The organism is Listeria goaensis (assembly GCF_900186125.1).
Lineage (GTDB): Bacteria > Bacillota > Bacilli > Lactobacillales > Listeriaceae > Listeria > Listeria goaensis.
Genome location: NZ_FYBQ01000017.1, coordinates 25,320 through 45,069, shown reverse-complemented (window position 1 = coordinate 45,069; position 19,750 = coordinate 25,320). Strand labels below are relative to the sequence as shown.

The following is a 19,750-nucleotide window of genomic DNA, read 5'->3' as shown; positions in this document are numbered from 1 at the left end:
TAAGGGTCTTTTTCTTATCCTCAAAAGGAGGAAATACAATGAGTGTTCCAATATCCGCTATAGAGGCGGTAAGTTCAGAGACTAATCAATTTAAACAATTATTGACGCAAGAAGTCGAAGAGCAAGGTGGCAACAAGCAAGTCGAGCAAGATGAAATTCTGCAACTTATTCATCAAGAATTAAAGGATATGCATGAAACAGTCAAGAAGTTTGTTGCCGATTACGGGCAACATTCTACTTTGGAAAAGCCACCAGTTGCAACTTTATCCAGTCAATTTAAAGAAATGCTAGATGCCTTCAAAGAAAAATTGTTAAATTTCTTTCATAAAATGGACCAAAAATTTGCTTTTGAAAAACCGATTCAGGCTAGTCAAGGGGCTCAAGAAGCCATAGAGACATTTCAGCAGGCGCACGAATCAGATATGAAAAAAATTGCAACAGAGTTGGAAAAACCCTATGTTCGTCAAGAACTTGCACAACAACAAAACGAGATACAAAAACAAGTTCATTCAAGTTTGCAAGAAGGTCATATTGAAGAACAAAAGTTAAAAGTGCTTCTTGATCAACACTTTGAAAAAACGGAGCAAGTTCTTTTGGACTATTTAGAACGATTAAGTGCTGCCACGCAAGGAGGAAAACTCCCTACAAATGAAATCGTTCAGCAACAGCGAATGAATTTGAAAGAAAAAACTAATAACATCCTACAAAAATTTAAAAAAAACCTAACACAATCTGTCCAGCGAACTGTACAGCCTATACAGGAAAAAGTAACGGAAGTGAAGGAAATGATACAAAGCAAAGGGAGTCAGTCTTTGATTTCACTCGGAAATAAGCTTACAGGTTATGGATTACAGCTTGAACCTGTTAAGGAAAAGGTACAGGCCATGCCTTCCCAATCAATTTACGACGAGCCAATACTGAATAACGATAAAGAATCTTCTATCCCGGTATTTTTCAGTGCCTATCCAGAGTCACTAATTAACAATCAACCACTTTCAGAAGCCATTCAAACATATGATGCAACTCATACAGCGTATGCTTCTCTTGAGGCAAGATTAGAAGCTTGCAAAGAGTGGGTGAATACACAATCAGGCCATTCCTTTGAGCAAGATCAAACACTTATTTTGCAAATTGGTTTTCTTGTGGAAGCGATGAATCAACCAGAAAAACAGCAGCAATCCTTTTTGGAAGAGGAGAGAAAACAACTGGAAGCGGTTAAAACTACTCCTATTGAAGAGAGGAACATCAATCAAGGAAAGGAAGAGAATATGATGGAAAGAGAACTCACAGAGACGGAACGCCAAACTTTTAAAAAGGAATATTTATCTTATTTAAATGGCCATCCTCTTTCAGAAGAGATTAAAACGTTTGATCGCAAATTTGGGATCAATCAGGGTTTACAAGTCAGGATGGATACGATAGAAGAAGCGAGGCTTTTTGGTGGTGCAAACCAAGAGATACTAGATGAAAAGAGTCAAGCTTTTGCACACGCATTTCGGCATCTGAAAGAAGAAGAAAAAGAGAGTTTATTGACACAAGAATATTTTCATAAAATATCTGAACCAGAAAAGGAGTTAGAAAAGGCTATAGAAGAAGAAAAAGAAGCCGTGAAGAGAGCCTATCAGTCTTTTGTAGTCAATCAGTATAATGGGGAACACGGAGATGTGCCTCATTCGATTCAAAACTACGAAGAAAAAAGGGGACTAGATGCGGCTATGGATATTCGTCAGGAAGCGTTACGTGATTTGATGAGAGAGGATACACATCATGTAAACGTTTTAGAATATGCAGAAGAAGTATCCCGTCATATTCAAGATGTTCAACATGCTGGGCGAGAAGCTATTCAATCTTTTAAAGAACGCGAACAGGATGGACAGATGGAAAGGGGAACAGAAAGAGAAATGGAGACACATGAACGGATGAAAGGAATACAATAATGGGCATCCGAAAAAAAAGATTTAAGGATTCTCGAAAACATACACCTGATGAATGGCGCGATAATCGAAACGCAGCCTATCGTAGTAAATTAACTCTTTTAGCCAAACCAAAAGGTTTGGCTCTCTTTGGAGTTATCATCTATCTGCTCCAAATCTATGCATTGAATGTCATAATCGGTATTGTTTTGCTTTTTAAAGAGCAACTTCAGGTATTTTTGCATAGTGGTGAATCAGCGAATCAAGCTTCCTTCCTTCAAACGCTGATTCAACCCATTATTTTGACTTTTCCAACCCTTTTTCTTTTTTGCTTAGTCTTTTTTCTTTTCACGACAGCGTATTTGTGTTTAAAAGTTCACCGGTCTTTTCGAGCGCTAGAAGATATACAAAATACGAACGCAAATAAATGGCAAGATACAGAAGGGTTGTTACAACAATACCGAATTATGTGGGCAGACCCTGATATTCCTTTTGATGGTATCGGAGGGATTCCCATTGCTCATATTCGTCCATCTGTGCTTGAAAAATTTGGCCTATCAAGACCGAATTACTTAGATGATGCAAATCTTCAGTTAAACAATCAAGAGTCATTAGATGAACAACTTGCCCTCACAGAGTTAGAGGTGAAAGAAATTCAGCAACAGTCTAAATTTTTACGTCATGAACTACCAGAGAATGAAAAGGAATATGCCATTCTCTTAGCAGATGAAAATACAAATGCCATTAACTTAGGGATTACGCGAGCTGGTAAAGGCGTTTTCTTTGTAAATCCGACTATAGATGCCTTTAGTCGCTCGCGAGTTGTCAAGAATAAAGCAAGTTTTTTCATTGCAGATACCAAAGGAATTGCGTTGCGCGAGAATTTTTCTATGCTGAAAGAAAGAGGCTATGATGTCCTGGTTATGAATGTTGCGAATCCATTTTACTCGAACTCTTTTAGTCCTTTATTTACAGCAGTCCGTTATTATGAAGAATATTTATTTAAAAGTGAATCTTTATCTGATGCGCATCGACTTCGGAAATTGGATTTTGCCACTCAAGATATTGCATCATTGGCCAGTATACTTTATATTCGTCCACGGGCAGGAGACAAATTCTTTGTGGATAATGCACGTGCCTTGTTTAGAGCTTGTACAATCGCCCTAATGGATCATTGTTTACGAACAGAACAAAAAGAAAAAATCTGCCTCTATGCGATTTCAAAAACCATGTCTCATCTAATGGGGATTACCATAAACCGGAAAATGCATCCTTATCTGATGCAGTATGTGACAAGTCAGAGACCTGTGGACGATTTATATGCGGACTATAAAGGGAAAAGCGCCCTAGATGTATACTTTGGAGAAATGGACCAAGACCATCCAGCATCGGATGCCTATGGGGCCATTCGTTTAGTAGGAGATGCCAAACAAACAATAGCTGGGATTGCGTCTGAGCTGATTATTGCGCTAGATCCGTTTGTTCGAAGTGGAAATGCACGCTTGACAGCAGATAACGCTTTTGATTTTAAAAAAATGGGATTTGGTGAAAAACCACAAGCGATATTTCTTGTTTTTCCAGATTCTGACTCCAGTAATGAAGAACTGGCTTCGTTATTTTTGGAAACAGCTTATCGAGAGTTAGTAAGAGAAGCCGATGCATCAGCAAATGGTGCTTGTGATCGTCTGGTCATTTTTTTGTTGGATGAATTTGGCAACTTGATGAAGATTCCTGGTATGAGTCAAAAAATGAGTGCGGTTCTCTCGCGTAATATTCGTTTTTTCCTCATACTTCAAAATTTAGGGCAACTTGATATTTATGAAAAGCATGAAAAATCAACAATGTTAAGTAATGCTGGAATCACCTTTTATATTAAGAGTAATGATAAAGAAACGAATGAAGAAATTGTGGATCGTTTGAAAAAACGTACCGTAGCTAGTTTTAGTCGTAACGGAGAAGAACTTAGTCTCAAAAAAACAGTCAGTGAATCTGCCAAAGATGTAGATATGATGAGTCGTAACTCATTAGAACAGCTTCAATTTGGTGAAAATGTAATTTTACGTGTTTCTCGAACCACTGATTTAGAAGAGAGAGCGATTACACAGTATCCTATATTAAATCAAGGTCCAGACAGAATGGTTCCAAGTTTTTGGTATCTTCCACATCAAGTTGTTCCGTGGGAAGAAATTCCAATTGATAATCATCATGTAGAACTAACCTTGAAAGGATACGCCATTGAATTGGGGCCTTTGCAAATGTATGACACAGAAGAAGAGAAAAGTAATCAAGCTGAAATAGACCAGAACAAACAGGAAGAAACTATCAAATTTAACTTTAAGAAAGCCGTTCAAAAAACGTATAAAGCGAATCAAAATTATTATCGAAATTGTGTGGAAGTATGGAAAGAAACCACATATGTAGAACAAATACAACAGACCTTGTTTACGAAGGAAAAAATGGCGTTGGATCCAGATAATTTAGCTGATGGAGAGAATCGATTACTGCGAGGAACAGTATCAGAATTTACACAATGGTTAGAGATGGAAGATCAGCTTCGTTCTGTTCAAGAAGTTGGCCGCATATTGGAGTTAGAAGGATGGAAGGAGGTAACATAAAATGAAATGGTTTTCTCGGAAACATAAGCTCATCTTTTTTGGAGGTCTTTTCTTGTTAGGATTAAGTCTATTTCTCATTTATGGGCAAGAGATGCAAGCTTCAGCTGCCAATTATGGCTTATTTGAAGATACAAATGATGACGTAAAAAAAATCTTACTTTTATATGATGATTATCTAACACAAGGAAATATCATGCTATTCGTTTTGAGATGGTTGGGCTGGATGCTGATTCTATTGCTTGAAAGGGGCGTGACACTCTTCAGCCAAGCAACCTTAGACATCCTGAATATCGGGAATTTTGCTGAATCAGATGCTTTCCAAGGCATTATGACCAAACTTCATAGTCTTGAGAATTTCTTGTTACTACTGGCTTTACTTAGCTTGTTCTTTTTAATGATGGTCGGAAAAAAGGTAGAACTAACACAAGCAGCAACGAATCTGATGTTAAGTATGTTGATTGTTATAGCCTTGCCAGTTTTCGTAACTACAATGTTAGGTGTGGCGCAAGATATCTCGAAGGGGCTAAGTCGTGGGGACCAAGGGCTTAATATAGGTCAGAAAACAGTGATTGATAATACGGCTGATTTGACAGTTTTTGCGGAAAACAACTGGATTGACCCAGATAAGATTAAAAAGAAAACAGATTTAACCAATATTAAATACGTGCGAATTACCCAACAAATTACTAAGCCAGAAGAATTTGGTGGAGAGGGTGTACTTGGGTACAACTTAGATTATGTGGATGGGAAAGAAGTAGCCGCCAAATTTGACCCAGATGTTGGATTTGGTAAGCGTTGGGCACAGGATTTAATAGGAGAAGGTTACTATAGATGGCACGTTAATTTTGTGACGGTTATCGTCACGTTGTTAGCCCTAAATTTTGCCTTTCTTTTATCGGGTATTCGTATGGGACGGATGATGATAGAACTTGCTTTTAATCAAGGATTTGCTAACTATTTAGCCTTTGCGGATTTTCGAACCATGTCTCGTTTGAAACAAGTTTTGTTTAATATTGTCGGTATTTTATGTACAATCGTCGCCATGTTTTCTGCTTTTAGTATTTTCTCTGCGTTTACCAATTTCATTGTCGAAGAACAATTGACTGGAACGTCCTATTTGTTAGCCTTAATTGGAGCGATATGGTTTGTCATCGATGGCCCTATTATGGTTCAAAAAGTTCTCGGTGTCGATGCAGGAATACAATCAGCGTGGGGGATTGTTGGTGGAGCAATGGGAGTCAAAGCTGCCGCAGGCGTTGCAAAAAGCGCTGGTGGTGTTGCAGCATCAGCTGTGGATCTTGGTGCGCGTGCTGCGGGATATTCAGGAGGAGCTTTAGCTGGATTAATGGCGAATACAGGCGAACAGTTAGCGGCGGGAATTAACCAAGGAAATGATTCAAAAGAGTCTAAAAATCCAACAGGGTCTGACGCAACAGGGATTAACGAAGGTCAAAAAGATACAAATCATCAAGGTGAAGAGAATTCAGATGGGTTAAGCGAAGGTTCAACATCATCAGAAAGTAATACTCCAGGAAACAATGTTAGTGAAAAAGAAAATCCTAACGAGACAGAAGGTTTGAATCAATCGAATAAGACCCAAGGATCTACCAATGAGAATTCATCACCAGAAACTTCATTATCTGAAAAAGGTATAAATGAAGGGTCGGATACTGCTAATCAGGTTTCAAGTTCTGAAAAAGCAACAGGTATTAATGACACACAACCAAGCAGTCAGGAATCATCAGAAAATGTATCCCATGTTACTCCTTCAGAATCAGTATCGCCGCGGCCATCTAACCAAAGGCCAACTTTAAGTGGAAAAATCGGACATAAAGTCAAAGAATCCAAAGTGGGCCAGGCTACACAGAATGGCTACAATCGGACAAGGCGGCCTAAAAAGTAAAGGAGGAAAGTAAGTATGAATGAAAGTTTTGATATTCAAAAGTCGATTAGTACAAAAACGAAATGGAAAGGGATGATAGACTTTTCAGATTTACTACTCATCTTTTTCTATTTTATGATTTTATCTCGTATGCGATACGTTTTTCCTGAAGGATGGAGTATCTTTGTGATTATAGTGAATGTAGGCATTATGGTGTTTTGGATTTGGCGATCTAAAAGTAATGATAAGTTAAAACAAGCCCAAACGATGTTTCGAGTGATATTTAAACGTGGTGTAACGTACCATGCGATTGATGTAGAAGGAAATGCAGTGGGAGAAAGGAGACTACCATGACCGATTCACTTGTATTTGATGACCGTCATCTTCAATTAGAAAAACAAGAAAAAGAATTAGAACGTAAATTAAAAATAACGAGAAAGCAGCGTAAGGCAGAAAAAAAACAAAAGAAAAAGCTACCTAAAACCATTGTGGATGTCATGCCCCTTCGTTATTTGAAGTCGGAAAATTGTATTGTATTGCGTGATGGAGTGACTGATTATTTGCAGATAACGGGTATTAAAATCGATGATTTAACCCCAAATGATCAAGTCTATGCTATCCAACAATTTCATCATTTTCTCAAACAGTATGATGATTCGTTTAAACTCATTTATCAGACCTTTCCAGCTGAAACAGACCAACCTCTTCGTTTTCTAAATAGTCGTATTCGGAAAAATACAACGGCTTCTTTTCAGCCTTTTTTAGAACATAGACGTTGGGAATTAGAAGAAGCGGCGCGCTCGATTTTACATCAGGAATTCTACTTTCAACTATTTGCAGAAGATGAGGAAGAGTTACTAAAATTGCGCAATCGATTGCTAAATGTGCGAGAGTCTTATTTTAAAATTACAGCTATTCCATTTGAGAAAAAAATGAAAATCCTATTTAAGTTGAATAATTTGAACACAGCTGTATTAACTGAAGTGCCACCAATGACATTTTATCCTAATGAACCCCCTAAAAAGGGTTATGACTCATCGTTTTTACATTATATCCAGCCACGAGGGGGATTTCACCCAGAACATCGTTATGCAATTAAAGGTGATGGATATGATACATGTGTTCACATCGTGGAGTACAAAAGAGATGCTCGTCCTTTTTGGGGTAAAAATCTATTTACTCGTCCAAATGTGATCACCACGCAGGATACGCGAACATTACCCAGAGATAAAGTGTTAACTTTTATTAACGATAGCTCAGCAGAACAAGAAAATCGCTATGAACACGCTAAAAATAAAACGGATCAAAAGATGGCAGCGAAAGAATATTGGTCTTTAGATCACTTGGCAGATGAAGTTGTAGATACGCAGGAAACGGTAAAGGAGCTGCATACACGTCTTTATGTCTATGCTCCTACAAAGGTGCAACTAGAAGAAGAGGTAGCCTTAGTTCTTGGAGAGCTAACGACACATGGTTTTAGAGGCATGATTCAACTGAGTGAAATGGAAGAAGATTATATAGCACTTTTTACCAACTTTAAAACGCAGTATCAACAAATTCCGCGTCATGGACAAGAAATAAAGAGTAGAAGTTTAGCTGGTAGTTATGCATTCGATTTTTCATTTTTAATTGACCACGATGGCCTTTATTGTGGAAATACAACTAGTGGGGGAGCGATGATTTTTAGTCACACGTATAAAGATCAGGATCGGTTATCAAATAACATGATTATTTGTGGCATGTCTGGTTCAGGGAAATCAACCTCACTTAAAAAATTAGCATTGTCCAGAGTCATCTTAGGAGATCAAGTCTTTATCTTTCCGGTTTCCACTGAATTTAATCGATTGTGCGAAGCGCTAGGTGGAGTATCTGCTAATATCGCAAAGCATGCGACCAATATTCTTCAGGTGTTTGCGACTTGTGTAGATGAGGAGACATTAGAAACGCAGTTTGAAGAATCTTTTGATGCACACATGAGTAAAGTAACGCTTATCTATCGTTTCTTAATGGATGAAAAAATTCCACATTTGGAACGAGAGTTGAATACTCAATTACGTCATTTTTATCACTATTGGTGTAATCAAATGAATGTTCCATTTAAGGAATTAACACAACTTCCTTCATCTTCCTATCCTATATTAGAAGATTTTGTCCACTATTTGGAGGGTGTTTTATATGAAGATACTGCTAAAAAAGAAGTTCGGCAACAGTATGATGATGAGGAAGCTTCTACACTAAAAACATTGTTGAAGAATGTCAGGGCCATTATTCAAAATGATCCTTTATTTAATCAACACACGCAAACCAATGATTTTGAAAATGCGCCTATTGTTGTCTTTAATATTGAAACTATGTTGAAAAATAGTGCTGGAAAGCTGAATGCACAGCTCTTCAACTGTTTAAATGTATTTTGGGATATTATGATTCGGAAAGGACAAGAAGAAAAGGCACGACACGACAAAGGGGAGGCCAAAGAAGGCGATTATATTTTCCGTCATTTGATATTAGATGAATTCCATAACTGGATTCGTTCAGCGTATCCTGAGCAACTAGATTTGTTAGATCGATTTAGTCGAGAAGATAGGAAATATTTTGGGGCTCTGATTTTAGCGTCTCAACATTTTCATGATATGTTGCCCAAGGCAAGCGGAAAAGCAGCGCAAGAGCGTGTGGATACAGCAATGAACAATATTTTTGAATCAGCGACTTATAAATTGTTCATGAGACAAAGCGCTACATCCGTTCAAGAAATTCGAAAATGGTACGGGGATGAATTCAGTGAAAGTGAGCTGTTACAAATTCCACATTTGAAGAAAGGGCATACCATTATGAATATTACAGGAAAGCAAAACATACATTTCAAATGGGATTTACCACAAAGTGAAGAAATCCTTTTCAGTGGTGGTCGGTAAGATGAAAAAATGGCTTTATGTGAGTATAGCTGTTGTTGGCATTAGCTTGTTTTTATTTATGATTGTAGCATCAATTTTTTCTGGTATTATCGGGGCAAAAAGTGCTAGTGATCAACAAACAAATTATGCAGGATGTTCAGTTGTTGAAACAGGAAAATTGACGGAACAATCTTTAAATCAATTCTTAAAGAAGCGAGGCGTTTTTCATGGCACCGCTTCTTTCTTTTTGAAGTATGGCGAACAATATAATGTAGATCCTGCTTTAGCTGTGGCGATTGCGATGCATGAAACAGGTAATGGTTCCTCCAGAATGGTGCGGGAAATGAATAATCCCGGAGGACTGATGGGAGATAGTAACGGTTTTCAGTTTTCCACGCTAGAAAAGGGCATTGAAGCCATGATTCGTAATCTCTCGGAAAACTATACAAGTCAAGGGTTAACGACACCAGAAACGATTCAACCTAAATATGCTCCAATTGGTGCCGCCAATGACGGAACAGGATTAAACAAAGCTTGGTTAAATGGAGTGAATGGTTTTTTAAAACAATTAGGTGGTCAAAGTAGCTGTTCAAAAGAGACTGTTGTGGGGACAGGAACTTATATTGTGCCTGTGAAAAATCCTCATATATCGAGTGGTTATGTGGATCGAATTAATCCTGTTACCGGAGCACCAGAGCATCATAAAGGTCTTGACTTTGCACAACCAATTGGCGATGACATTTTTGCGGCGGCTGATGGAAAGGTAGTGGTTGCGATGCAACCAGCAAAATCTGGTTCTGGTTTTGGGGGTTATGGATTTGTCACAGTAATAGAGCATGCCAAGAGCCGTGAATGGACATTGTATGGTCATCAGTCACAAATTTTTGTTCAAGTGGGCCAAGAAGTTAAACAAGGCCAAGTGATTGGGAAAGTGGGCAGCACTGGTCAATCAACAGGTCCACATCTCCACTTTGAAGTTAGAAAAGAAATGATGGGAGGACAACTAGATCCTGCTAAAGTGTTAGGTTTACAAACCAATTCGTAAAGGAGAGGAAAGCATTGAAAGGACATAAAAAACTCATTGTGATCATATTGATTGGAACTGTGTTGTGCCTAGGATATGGTATTTTTCATATCTATTATGACAGGCAAGTTTCACCTAAAACGATGGAAAAGAAATCTAAAGAAAAAACAACTTCCTCAAAAGCAAAGAATGAACCCATAACTTCAGACGAACCAGATAATTATTCTATTGATAAGTTACAAAATCAACTTCAAACTTTTGTGCAGCTCTATTATAATCCTGCTTATGCCAAACATAGTCCTAAAAATATAGAGGATTATGTAACACCAAGATTATTAAATACTATTCAAAGCAATCGAAAAGAAAAAGACAAGGGAGAAACATATGAAGACCCAGATTATGCGATTCACTTATCAGAGTTAACCTTTTATGTTCCTTTAGAAAAAATAACGGAAACAACCGATACCCTACGTGTTTTGACATCATTTGAGTCCTCGATACGGAGTAACGGATCTCCAGAAGTGAATCGACCTATTCTTGTAGAATTAACGGCTATTTACACAGATTGTTGGCGTGTGGATCATGTAGAAGATAAAAGTCAATTAACGGATGGAGGTAATTAAATGACAGCGATTCAATCGAAACCAAGGAAACGATTTTTTAATCAGGCGGACAAAGATTATGCTAGATCTGTGAATATATTGAGTTACTTGGAAGCATGCGGCGAATCATTTGAAGAAATTTCGAATAGTACTTACCAGCACTCAGAGCATGGTAGTTTAAGATATAACGCTCGGAAAAATGTACTTAAGTGGTTTAGTCGAAATGAAGAAAAAGCAGCATGGAATTGTATAGATGCTGCTATGATGCTTTATCAGTATTCATTTTCGCAAGCAGTTCATGATATTTTACAAAAATCACAATACATTCCTGAAAATGGGATTCAAAGACGGTTACAGGATAAACCTAGAGACTTTGATTATCAGCGAGATGTGAAAGAAACCAAAGATGCTAAATCGGCATTTAAGTATTTAACTGAAGAACGAAAGCTTCATCCCAATTTAATTCAATACTGCATCAAAGAAGGACTCATTGCAGGAGATAGTCGCCGAAATATAGTATTTAAATGGAGGGATATGAATCAGATAAGGCACCAAGGAAAGATAGTTGGTGCTAGTTTACGTGGTACAAGGATTATCCCTGAGGAAAAGCGAAAACGACCAGAAGATACTTTTTTTAAAGGGAAGTTATCAGGTTGTGAGGCGAATGCTGGATTCTTTATGGACATCGGGATTCCCAAGAGATTAGTCGTGGGCGAAGCAGCGATTGACGTGCTAAGTTATATTTCTAGGAAAATGCATGATGGCCAAAAAAATGAACTACTTCATACACGTTTTGCAAGTATGGAGGGTCTAAGTCGAGATACAATTATGAGGCAGTATGCAGCTGTCCATCACATTCAAAAAAAATGTGGGCAAGATATTATCCCAACCATTAAACTCATTGTTGATAATGATCAACCTGGCCAAGATTTTGTTCATGATTTTATGAATTACGCGGAGTGCCTCACCGTCAAGGAGACCGAACGACTGTCAGATCTTGTAAGTATCGATGAAATTCCCCGAATAGAACTGAGTGGGGGAAAGATAGTGAAGGATCAAAACGATTATCTAATCTATCAACTCCAAACCCAGAAAGAAAAAGAGAAGGGGCATCACGCTTCTGTAGAAGCTTCCCAAGTAGCACAAAGGGGTAGGTGAGTAAGATGTATAAGTTAAGGTTTTGGCAACGAGAAGATGGTTTATCAGAAAAAGAGCGAAAGGAACGTAAGAAATATAATAAGAAAGGCGAACGAAAGTTTAAATTCTTACAGGCGAAAATTGTTCGTTTTTATTATATTGCCTTTGCTTTGACGGTTATAATCTTGGTATCAACGGTAAGTATGATTCTAGTGAATGCTGGAAAACTCGATATAGAAGATAGTGGAAGTGGGTCAGAGAATCAACAAAAAATGGCAGGAACTACTTTGTTTTTGGCAGATAGAACGTATCATCCGAATACACACCAAGCAGAATTTTTATTTCAAGTAACGAGAGAACCCTTATATCAAAAGCAACCTATTGAACTCCTAGTAACTGAAAAAAAGACCAAAAAAGAACTGCCTAGTGAATGGCTCGAACTGAATGAAGAATATATGTTGGTCGTTGTATCTGATATACCAGATAACTGGAAAGAATTAGTGTTTGATATGGGAGAACATGAGCTTTATGTGGATGAGCGAGCTGAAGTTAAAACAGATTATCTATTAACAGAAAGGAGCCAAGATATTATCCAAAAAGGAGAGTTTATGCAAATTACTTTTGCATTTTCTCAAGATAAAACACGCCAAACAAGTGGCAAGCCTAACCAATCAGAGGAAGATTATTTGCGTTATTATGCGACACGACAGATGACTTCAGCTGATGATTACATGTACCATTACCGTCAAGAGATTAAGAAGATGAAACAGGATATTGCTCATATGGATACGCAAATAAAGGAATTAAAAGAAGATCAAAAATATCAGACCGAGAAGCAACAAGAACAATCGAATCAAGACATTACAAGTATTCAACATGAACAGGATAGGCTACAAGAAAAAGTGTCTGACACAAAACTTGGCATCCAACAATTAGAGCGACGAAAAGAGAAATTGCAAAATTGGTTAACGGATCACCCAGCGGAATAATAGCTATTTGGTATGGCGAATGACTGGCACAGGGAAGGCAAATGAACGGCTTTTCTTGTAGATGGTCGGCAAAAAGCTGGCAAAATGATGTGTTGAATAATAAATCGTTCTTATCCGTTGTTATTTGAAAGTAAAGTTTGTGAAAAAAGTTAAATTTTTTCTAAAAAAGAACTGGCAAATGGCTGGCAATCGCTACTTTTTTGGCTTCGTCTTGAAGCTAGGCACTGCCTAGCTTCCCAACGGTTTTGACTTCATTTTCCCTTAACCTGCTGAGGAATGGGATGGTTTCACACATCCCTTCCGAAGCTGTTAGGAGACGGTTCAATACCGGCACCTAACAGAGAAGCACAAGTCTCTGTTACATTCTATTAGAAGGAAAGGAGTATATCATGTATGAAAGACGTTCAAGCAACACAATCGATTACAATTAGAGGCATGAGTTCATCAAGTGTTCACTTTCTTAATCAACAAGCAAAACGATTAGGGATGAGTCGTAACCAATTTCTACGGAAGCAGTTAGAACAAATGGCTTTGCATCCCAATCAAGAAGTCACGAACCGAATCGAGATGCTCGTCAGAGAGGCACAGAAGAAATTCACTTTTAATACAAAGGTCCGAGAATGCGTCTATGACTATTTTCCAGAATTACAGATCGTGCATGGAAGGAGGGAGAGAGGTGACTAAGCAACTTAAGATTAATCAAGTGCCGAAGCCCTTCCTTCAGTTAATAGATTTACATGTAGCCAAGGTAAACAAACAAGACGAGGCCCAAGGAACACTAACCAGAGAAGCATATATCCGAGAGTACTTAGAAAATCTTGCTCAGGTTCCAGCCGTCACACAGAAAGAACTGGAGGCGGAAGTGGTTATTCGCCGTCTACTTGATTTCATCGATAGGAATAATCATGAATGGTTAGAATTACTATCTTTATTAGACGAAGATTGGGAGCAAACCCTAAAAGATAAATGGAGTAAGAGGGAGGCAACGGAGGAATGAACAAACAAAAGATAACGGTTCGTATTCATCCTGAAACGTACGCGATCATTCAAGAAGATGCACAAACAAATGGTGCTTGCATTGATCAAGCATTTCAGGATATGCAAACATGGAAAAAAAGAGAAGTAGATTTAGTCGAACAAGTGAAAGCTCTACAAAAAGAAAAAAAACTTTTATTCGAACTAGTAAATAAAATGAATATCTTATTAGACATTCAAAATACATTAGTGGCCAATTTAGATGTTACTGATTTTATCGCGCATGATGTATCTCCTACTGAGGTCGTGGAAGCAGCTCGACTGAAACAAGAGGGGCGTATCTCGGCTCTCCGGAATTATACATCCTAAGTGAGGTGATAAGATGGTTGTCGATTTAGGGGTCTTACACGATACAGATTTTGTTATCGGAAAAGAGGTGGCAAGTTTTATACGATATATGGACGATGAAGTGAAAACCAAAGCAAATAGTGATACTCCTTTGTTTGGAGGTTATATGGATTATATGGATAATCCATTAAAATCAAGTGGTTTATTCGACTCTCGATGTCGGTATCTAACTGTACAGGAGCGCAGGGACGTGGTGAACCATTTCCAAACAGCGCATACCCAACAATCAATCATGTGGAGAGATTTATTTTCCTTTCGAAATGAATGGCTAGAAGAGATTGGACTTCTACATGAAAAGACAGGTGAGATAGATGAACTCCGACTGATGCATGCAGTAAAAGCCGCAATGGATACGTTGGTACGAGCAGAAAAGTTGCAGAATTACAAATGGGTAGGCGCGATGCATCATAACACGGAACACCTTCATTTCCATGTTGCTGGAGTAGAGCTAACACCTTCACGCGAGTGGAAATGGCATCAGGTTTATCAGAAAGACGACAAGGGACGTTATTTATATGATGAACAGCATCGAAAAATTCCCACGGGAGAGAAGGTTTATCAACCTACAGGAGTAAGGCAGAAATCATCTTTAATCGAGATGAAGCGTACGTTTGTTCATCAACTCGTCCAGTCAGCGGAACAATTAAAAGTCATTGATCGCTTAGCACGTGAGGAAATTGCAAAAGCGTTGCGTTCAGAGAAGGCTTTAACACACGCGAACTTGGCGGAACGCACGTTACTTCGTGATTTATATCTGAAATTACCTAAAGATAAGCGGTTGTGGAATATGAAGAATGCCCGAAAACATTTCTTTGGTCATGAAGTCCGTGCCTATATTCATGCTAAACTAGACGATTCTTTACAAGTGCCTTTTCAAGACTGGAAAGGACGCGTCAAGCATCTTGGTGATTTGTACGAACGAACATATAATAAAGTGGAAATCGAGGGAGCGGGGGCTTATGATCCAGAACAAACCAAGTATTTCCAGAATTCCCTGGAAGATTTATATCAACGAGCTGGCAATGCTGTGTTGAGTCAATTGCGAGAAGTTGATAAAGAAAGAGCGCAAGAAGGAATTAATCGCAAAGCATTTGTCGAACGGTATATGACAGATAAAGATGAAGCTCCAGTAGAAATACCATTATGGACTGAGAAGGAGGAAATAGAGGATATCGATTGGTTTCAATTGGGGCTACATTCAGATGCGGACCTTTCTCAAAAAGGCCCCTCAGATAATCCTTATACACAAGAAGATGTGGATAGGGTTTTATCAGGTTTGATCTATACGCCCATTAAAGAAAGTGGTGATACCAAACCTATGGCCATCGCCGACCTTTCTCAAAAAGACCACTCCAATTCCTTTAAAGTGGTTAACGTTTATTGGGAAAATAAAAAAATAAGGGTGATGGCAGCAAGTGAACTTGAACGCAAAGTGGTTCAACAGAAATTTGAAAAAGAGGTACTACGTGGAAATTATAACCTGGCAACGCCAAAAAGCTATACGAGTCAAGCTAAATTCATAGCTGAGCGCCAGAGAGCATATCGGATACGTCAAACTTTACGTGGGATTGATCGCCAATTGAGACACGCATCAGACAGATGGCAAAGAGAATTTGACTATGATCGGTTCGAACAACAATTGATACAAGAAAGCTTGCGTAAACAATAAGAGGAGGTTCTTATCACAATGGAAAAAGTGAAATTAGACTATGTTTTAGAAAGTGGATTACCGGTATATTCACAAAAACCTGAAGATTATTTTTCGAAAGATGAGCTAGGAGACAAATTCTTTGCAGCTCAATTAAAAGGGTTTCTCATTCTACAGACGGAAGATAACCTAGAACAATTTTATCAAGGACTTTATGTCACAGAAAAGAGGGCTAAACATGGGGAAATTAACAGGTAATGCATCCAATATTGAAATGCACCAATTACTGACTGCTATATTAGAGAATGCTTTTCCTGGACAGACACATCCGATTGAGAAGCTTTGCCAATTTTATGTTGAATTTCATCGGAAGGAAGGTACAAAGGATGGCGACTATCAAGCTGATTATAAAAAAATACGCATCAATAATTTATCTCGTGAAGCCAATCAAATTTTGATAACAGCCTTGCATGATTTAGCACATCATATTGAAATGACCTTCTTCGGCGAAACGGCACATAAGGAGAGATTTTATAGTTACTACCATAATTTACTCGTAACAGCTATGGGTATGAAACTTTTAAATCTCTTTGACATTCGGAACATGGAAGAGAAACAATTGGAAAAGCTTCAGAAGAATCATGGCTTGTTGGGCTATTGGAAAATACCTCAGTTTACTTATAAAAAGGGGCAATTTTATATTGATGTAAGCCGTGGGTGGTCCAATCGAGAAACGTTAAAATGCTGGGGATATCGTTATTTGCCACTAGAAGAAATATGGCGAGCTGAATTTCATGAAAGCGTGGTATGGCATGAAAAAGCGGAATTAGTTGAAAGCGGGGTTCTGGAAAAAAATATCATGGTATACCCAGCGAATCAATTTGAATTTAGTGCCATGTATTATCTCGTCATTCGTAATGCTTTTGACCATAGACAAGTACTCACTCAATTAGGATATCGTTACGGCCGATGGAACGTTGGGAAACGGAATTGGATTAAGAAGATTCCAGCTCATCAGTTAGAGTGTGAGTTGGAAAAGGTAGCCGGACTTATGGGCGTGAAGGTAAATGTGTTAAAAGAAATGCCATCTAGTTAATAACTTATATAATTTGCAAAATGCATATAAAAATGATATATTGTAAGTAATAAAATAGAGGGAGAAGAAAACCGATGAATCGAAAAGAAAAAAGTATACTTGCCTTTCAGCGATTGACACAACAACCATGGTTTCCATTTCTGATTACCTTATTATTGATTATTGGGGGAATCAAATTTTTGTTTTTTTCAGCGGGTGGATCATTAATCAATTTAGTTGTATACGGTGGGAGCATTCTCATCATAATTGTTCTATTCCGTAAAAGTTTTTATTTCTTACTTGCATTAGGATTTTTCATCTTAGTCATGTACTTTATATGGTAACACAAAAAAGTTTAAGAATCTGGCCAACCCCGTGGGTTTTTACGATTGGCGATAATGGTGGGGTGAAGGGCCAATATGTCATTTTTCCAATACAATTTATGGTTAGGGCGATTAATCACAGGGATTAATTGCTTTTTTTTCACGTAATTTTCAATTGTGATTCGGCTAACATCGATTAATTGTGCTGCTTCTGCGGTGTTGACGAGTTGCGTTGACAGGTAGTGATAAGCCTCCTTCTTTTCTTCTTCCGTTAAAGTCTGGTTATGGATTAATTTAAACACGGTGTCCATGGCAAACCTCCTAATAATGGGATAATCTAAGTATAACATCTTTATATAACATGTAAAATATAAAATTTAAAGAAGCTAGGAGAGATAAATATGATTAATCGAGTTGTTTTAGTAGGAAGGTTAACTAAAGATCCTAACTTGAGATATACACCCAATGGGATAGCGGTAGCGAGTTTTACAATAGCGGTGAATCGTCTCTTTACAAATCAACAAGGCGAACGAGAAGCGGATTTCATTCAATGTATAGTTTGGCGGAAAGCGGCCGAGAATGTGGCAAACTTTCTTCAAAAAGGGAACCTTGCGGGTATTGATGGTCGACTTCAGACAAGACAATATAAGAATAAAAATGGACACCGGATATTTGTAACAGAAGTACATTCCGAAACGGTTCATTTCTTAGAAAGGCGTGGTAATAAGGCGAACAAGTATCTAACAACCCCTTATGAACAAGGAGGTGGTTTGCAAGACACTCAAATACCAGCCGATTTATCTAATCAGGTGTCTGATAGCTATCTATCAGATGATGACCTTCCATTTTAATTCGACAGGAAGTAACATAGGTAAAAAGAGAAGATGCTTCGGTATCTTCTTTTTTGATGCTGAAAATAAAACGAAACATAGGAGGAAATGAAACAATGGAATATGGTTTATTGCAAAACTTATCAAAAAATCCCTTACAGGCTACATTTTGGTTGACTGGAAAATATGGAGAGACAGTGGTTGAAATTCAGATTGATAGAGATGAATATGCATTCTTAGAGCAAATAGAAAAGGTGGAAGTAGGACAAGCATTTTTTGCTTTAGATCTTGCAAACAAAAGGATTGTATGGGAAGGAGGGGATTTTGATGGGCTATAAACGAAAAACAAAGGAAGAATTACAGCAAGAAGTCAAAATTTTGATGGGTCAAATGGATACGGCGATTCAAGACTATGCAGCCGATCCAGCAAAAGTGAAAGAGCTCTTACAATTTATGAGTACGTTTTATAAATATTCAGCTAAGAATCAATTTCTCATTCAATCCCAATATCCTGGTGCAACATGTGTGGCTTCGTATAAACAATTTAAAGACAGAGGGTTCCATGTTCAAAAAGGAGAAATGGGCATTCGAATTTATCGACCAAACATGCTGACGCTTTTTCAAGTGCCAGGACAGGAATGGAAACCGATGAGTCAAGCCACTGTAGCAGAGAAAAAACAAATTCTAAGGAAAGAATTTAAGACAAAAACGGTGCAGCACTTTAAACTAACTAGTGTATTTGATATTTCCCAAACCAATGCAAAACCAGAAGATGTCCCAGATTTATTGCCGAATAAGCCGGAGAAATTTGATACAGTGGAGAATATTGAAATAATCAATAAAGCGCTGAGAGAAATAAGTGAGGAGGAAGGAATTTTCGTATACTCCTATGAAGAAGCGGCTCAGTTGAATCTAAAATTGGGAGCGTCTAAGGGTGCCCATATTCAAACTGAAAACGGAACGGAGCTGATTGTTGTTCGAGCAGATCCATCTACAACAGAATACACGCATACGTTGATTCACGAATTAGCCCATGCTCACATGCATCACGGAATCAAACAAGACCATCTCACGACAGCAGAAAAAGAATATCAAGCTGAAATGGCTGCCTATGTAGTAAGTGAACATCTTGGTATTGATACGTGGGATTTCTCAGAAGCTTATATAGCAAACTGGACGAAGAATGGGACTCATCTTGAAAATGCACAATTGCTTTTAAAAGAAGTAGGTGAGTTTGGTCATCAATTTATTCCTAAATTGGAAGAACAAAGGGAGAGTATCTTAGAAAGAATAGAAGAGCAGGATAAAGAGAGAAGTCGCTAGTCTGTCTCTTTCTTTGAGAAAGGTGATTTTAGAAAGGGGCATTCCAGAACGGCGGTGGCGGTTGGAGTGGAGGGGAATGGTTGAGAGAAGTACGCATTGCCAAACAGGGGGTTGG

Annotated in this window: 19 protein-coding genes; 18 read left to right on the top strand and 1 reads right to left on the bottom strand. The window is 38.1% G+C overall.

Annotated elements, in window-relative coordinates; genetic code table 11:
• From CFT42_RS14060 to CFT42_RS13990, 15 genes are all read left to right on the top strand, one after another.
• On the top strand, nucleotides 1-1,937 hold a 1,937-nt coding region (locus CFT42_RS14060; RefSeq protein ID WP_208611163.1), incomplete at its 5' end, for a hypothetical protein.
• Nucleotides 1,937-4,528 (top strand): type IV secretory system conjugative DNA transfer family protein, encoded by a 2,592-nt coding sequence (locus CFT42_RS14055; RefSeq protein WP_088816464.1) that lies wholly within the window; start codon nucleotides 1,937-1,939, stop codon nucleotides 4,526-4,528. The genes CFT42_RS14060 and CFT42_RS14055, both read left to right, overlap by 1 nt.
• Nucleotide 4,529: 1 nt before the next feature.
• Entirely contained in the window at nucleotides 4,530-6,431 is a 1,902-nt protein-coding gene (locus CFT42_RS14050; RefSeq protein WP_088816463.1) for a pLS20_p028 family conjugation system transmembrane protein, read from the top strand.
• Nucleotides 6,432-6,446: 15 nt separating this feature from the next.
• Nucleotides 6,447-6,764, top strand: coding sequence for a DUF5592 family protein (locus tag CFT42_RS14045; protein WP_088816462.1), 318 nt, complete (start codon nucleotides 6,447-6,449; stop codon nucleotides 6,762-6,764).
• Nucleotides 6,761-9,322: a VirB4 family type IV secretion system protein gene (locus CFT42_RS14040; RefSeq protein WP_088816461.1), complete on the top strand. Its 2,562-nt coding sequence runs from the start codon at nucleotides 6,761-6,763 to the stop codon at nucleotides 9,320-9,322. Before CFT42_RS14045 ends, CFT42_RS14040 begins: the two co-directional genes overlap by 4 nt.
• Before the next feature lies 1 nt (nucleotide 9,323).
• Entirely contained in the window at nucleotides 9,324-10,346 is a 1,023-nt protein-coding gene (locus CFT42_RS14035) for a peptidoglycan DD-metalloendopeptidase family protein (protein ID WP_244169981.1), read from the top strand.
• Nucleotides 10,347-10,360: 14 nt separating this feature from the next.
• Nucleotides 10,361-10,948 carry a hypothetical protein gene (locus CFT42_RS14030; protein WP_088816460.1) on the top strand — a complete coding sequence of 196 codons (588 nt, stop codon included), beginning with the start codon at nucleotides 10,361-10,363 and terminating at the stop codon, nucleotides 10,946-10,948.
• Nucleotides 10,949-12,085, top strand: a complete 1,137-nt coding sequence (locus CFT42_RS14025; protein WP_088816459.1) for a DUF3991 domain-containing protein — start codon at nucleotides 10,949-10,951, stop codon at nucleotides 12,083-12,085.
• A 5-nt stretch (nucleotides 12,086-12,090) separates the two neighbouring features.
• Complete coding sequence (locus CFT42_RS14020; RefSeq protein WP_088816458.1) at nucleotides 12,091-13,053, top strand: hypothetical protein; 963 nt, start codon at nucleotides 12,091-12,093, stop codon at nucleotides 13,051-13,053.
• A 393-nt stretch (nucleotides 13,054-13,446) separates the two neighbouring features.
• The gene (locus CFT42_RS14015) at nucleotides 13,447-13,737 is read left to right on the top strand and encodes a hypothetical protein (protein ID WP_088816457.1); all 291 of its coding nucleotides are present in this window, start codon (nucleotides 13,447-13,449) and stop codon (nucleotides 13,735-13,737) included.
• On the top strand, nucleotides 13,730-14,050 hold the full coding sequence (locus CFT42_RS14010; protein ID WP_088816456.1) for a hypothetical protein: 321 nt from the start codon (nucleotides 13,730-13,732) through the stop codon (nucleotides 14,048-14,050). Before CFT42_RS14015 ends, CFT42_RS14010 begins: the two co-directional genes overlap by 8 nt.
• A complete protein-coding gene (locus CFT42_RS14005; RefSeq protein ID WP_088816455.1) occupies nucleotides 14,047-14,397 on the top strand; it encodes a hypothetical protein in 351 nt (116 codons plus the stop codon). The genes CFT42_RS14010 and CFT42_RS14005 overlap by 4 nt, the downstream gene beginning before the upstream one ends.
• Nucleotides 14,398-14,410: 13 nt before the next feature.
• Nucleotides 14,411-16,105 (top strand): MobP2 family relaxase, encoded by a 1,695-nt coding sequence (gene mobP2 / locus CFT42_RS14000; protein ID WP_088816454.1) that lies wholly within the window; start codon nucleotides 14,411-14,413, stop codon nucleotides 16,103-16,105.
• A gap of 18 nt (nucleotides 16,106-16,123) precedes the next feature.
• Nucleotides 16,124-16,342, top strand: coding sequence for a hypothetical protein (locus CFT42_RS13995; protein WP_088816453.1), 219 nt, complete (start codon nucleotides 16,124-16,126; stop codon nucleotides 16,340-16,342).
• Nucleotides 16,323-17,180: a hypothetical protein gene (locus CFT42_RS13990; RefSeq protein WP_088816452.1), complete on the top strand. Its 858-nt coding sequence runs from the start codon at nucleotides 16,323-16,325 to the stop codon at nucleotides 17,178-17,180. The genes CFT42_RS13995 and CFT42_RS13990 overlap by 20 nt, the downstream gene beginning before the upstream one ends.
• Nucleotides 17,181-17,514: 334 nt before the next feature.
• On the opposite strand, the gene CFT42_RS13980 is transcribed toward CFT42_RS13990, so the two are convergent.
• The gene (locus CFT42_RS13980) at nucleotides 17,515-17,793 is read right to left on the bottom strand and encodes a MerR family transcriptional regulator (protein ID WP_088816450.1); all 279 of its coding nucleotides are present in this window, start codon (nucleotides 17,791-17,793) and stop codon (nucleotides 17,515-17,517) included.
• 90 nt (nucleotides 17,794-17,883) lie between these two features.
• Between CFT42_RS13980 and ssb the strand changes: the two genes are divergently transcribed.
• The 3 genes from ssb (at nucleotide 17,884) to CFT42_RS13965 (ending at nucleotide 19,635) form a co-directional block, all read left to right on the top strand.
• A complete protein-coding gene (ssb, locus tag CFT42_RS13975) occupies nucleotides 17,884-18,333 on the top strand; it encodes a single-stranded DNA-binding protein (RefSeq protein WP_088816449.1) in 450 nt (149 codons plus the stop codon).
• Nucleotides 18,334-18,428: 95 nt separating this feature from the next.
• Complete coding sequence (locus CFT42_RS13970; protein WP_088816448.1) at nucleotides 18,429-18,650, top strand: hypothetical protein; 222 nt, start codon at nucleotides 18,429-18,431, stop codon at nucleotides 18,648-18,650.
• Nucleotides 18,640-19,635 carry an ArdC-like ssDNA-binding domain-containing protein gene (locus CFT42_RS13965; RefSeq protein WP_088816447.1) on the top strand — a complete coding sequence of 332 codons (996 nt, stop codon included), beginning with the start codon at nucleotides 18,640-18,642 and terminating at the stop codon, nucleotides 19,633-19,635. Before CFT42_RS13970 ends, CFT42_RS13965 begins: the two co-directional genes overlap by 11 nt.
• Nucleotides 19,636-19,750 lie beyond the last annotated feature (115 nt).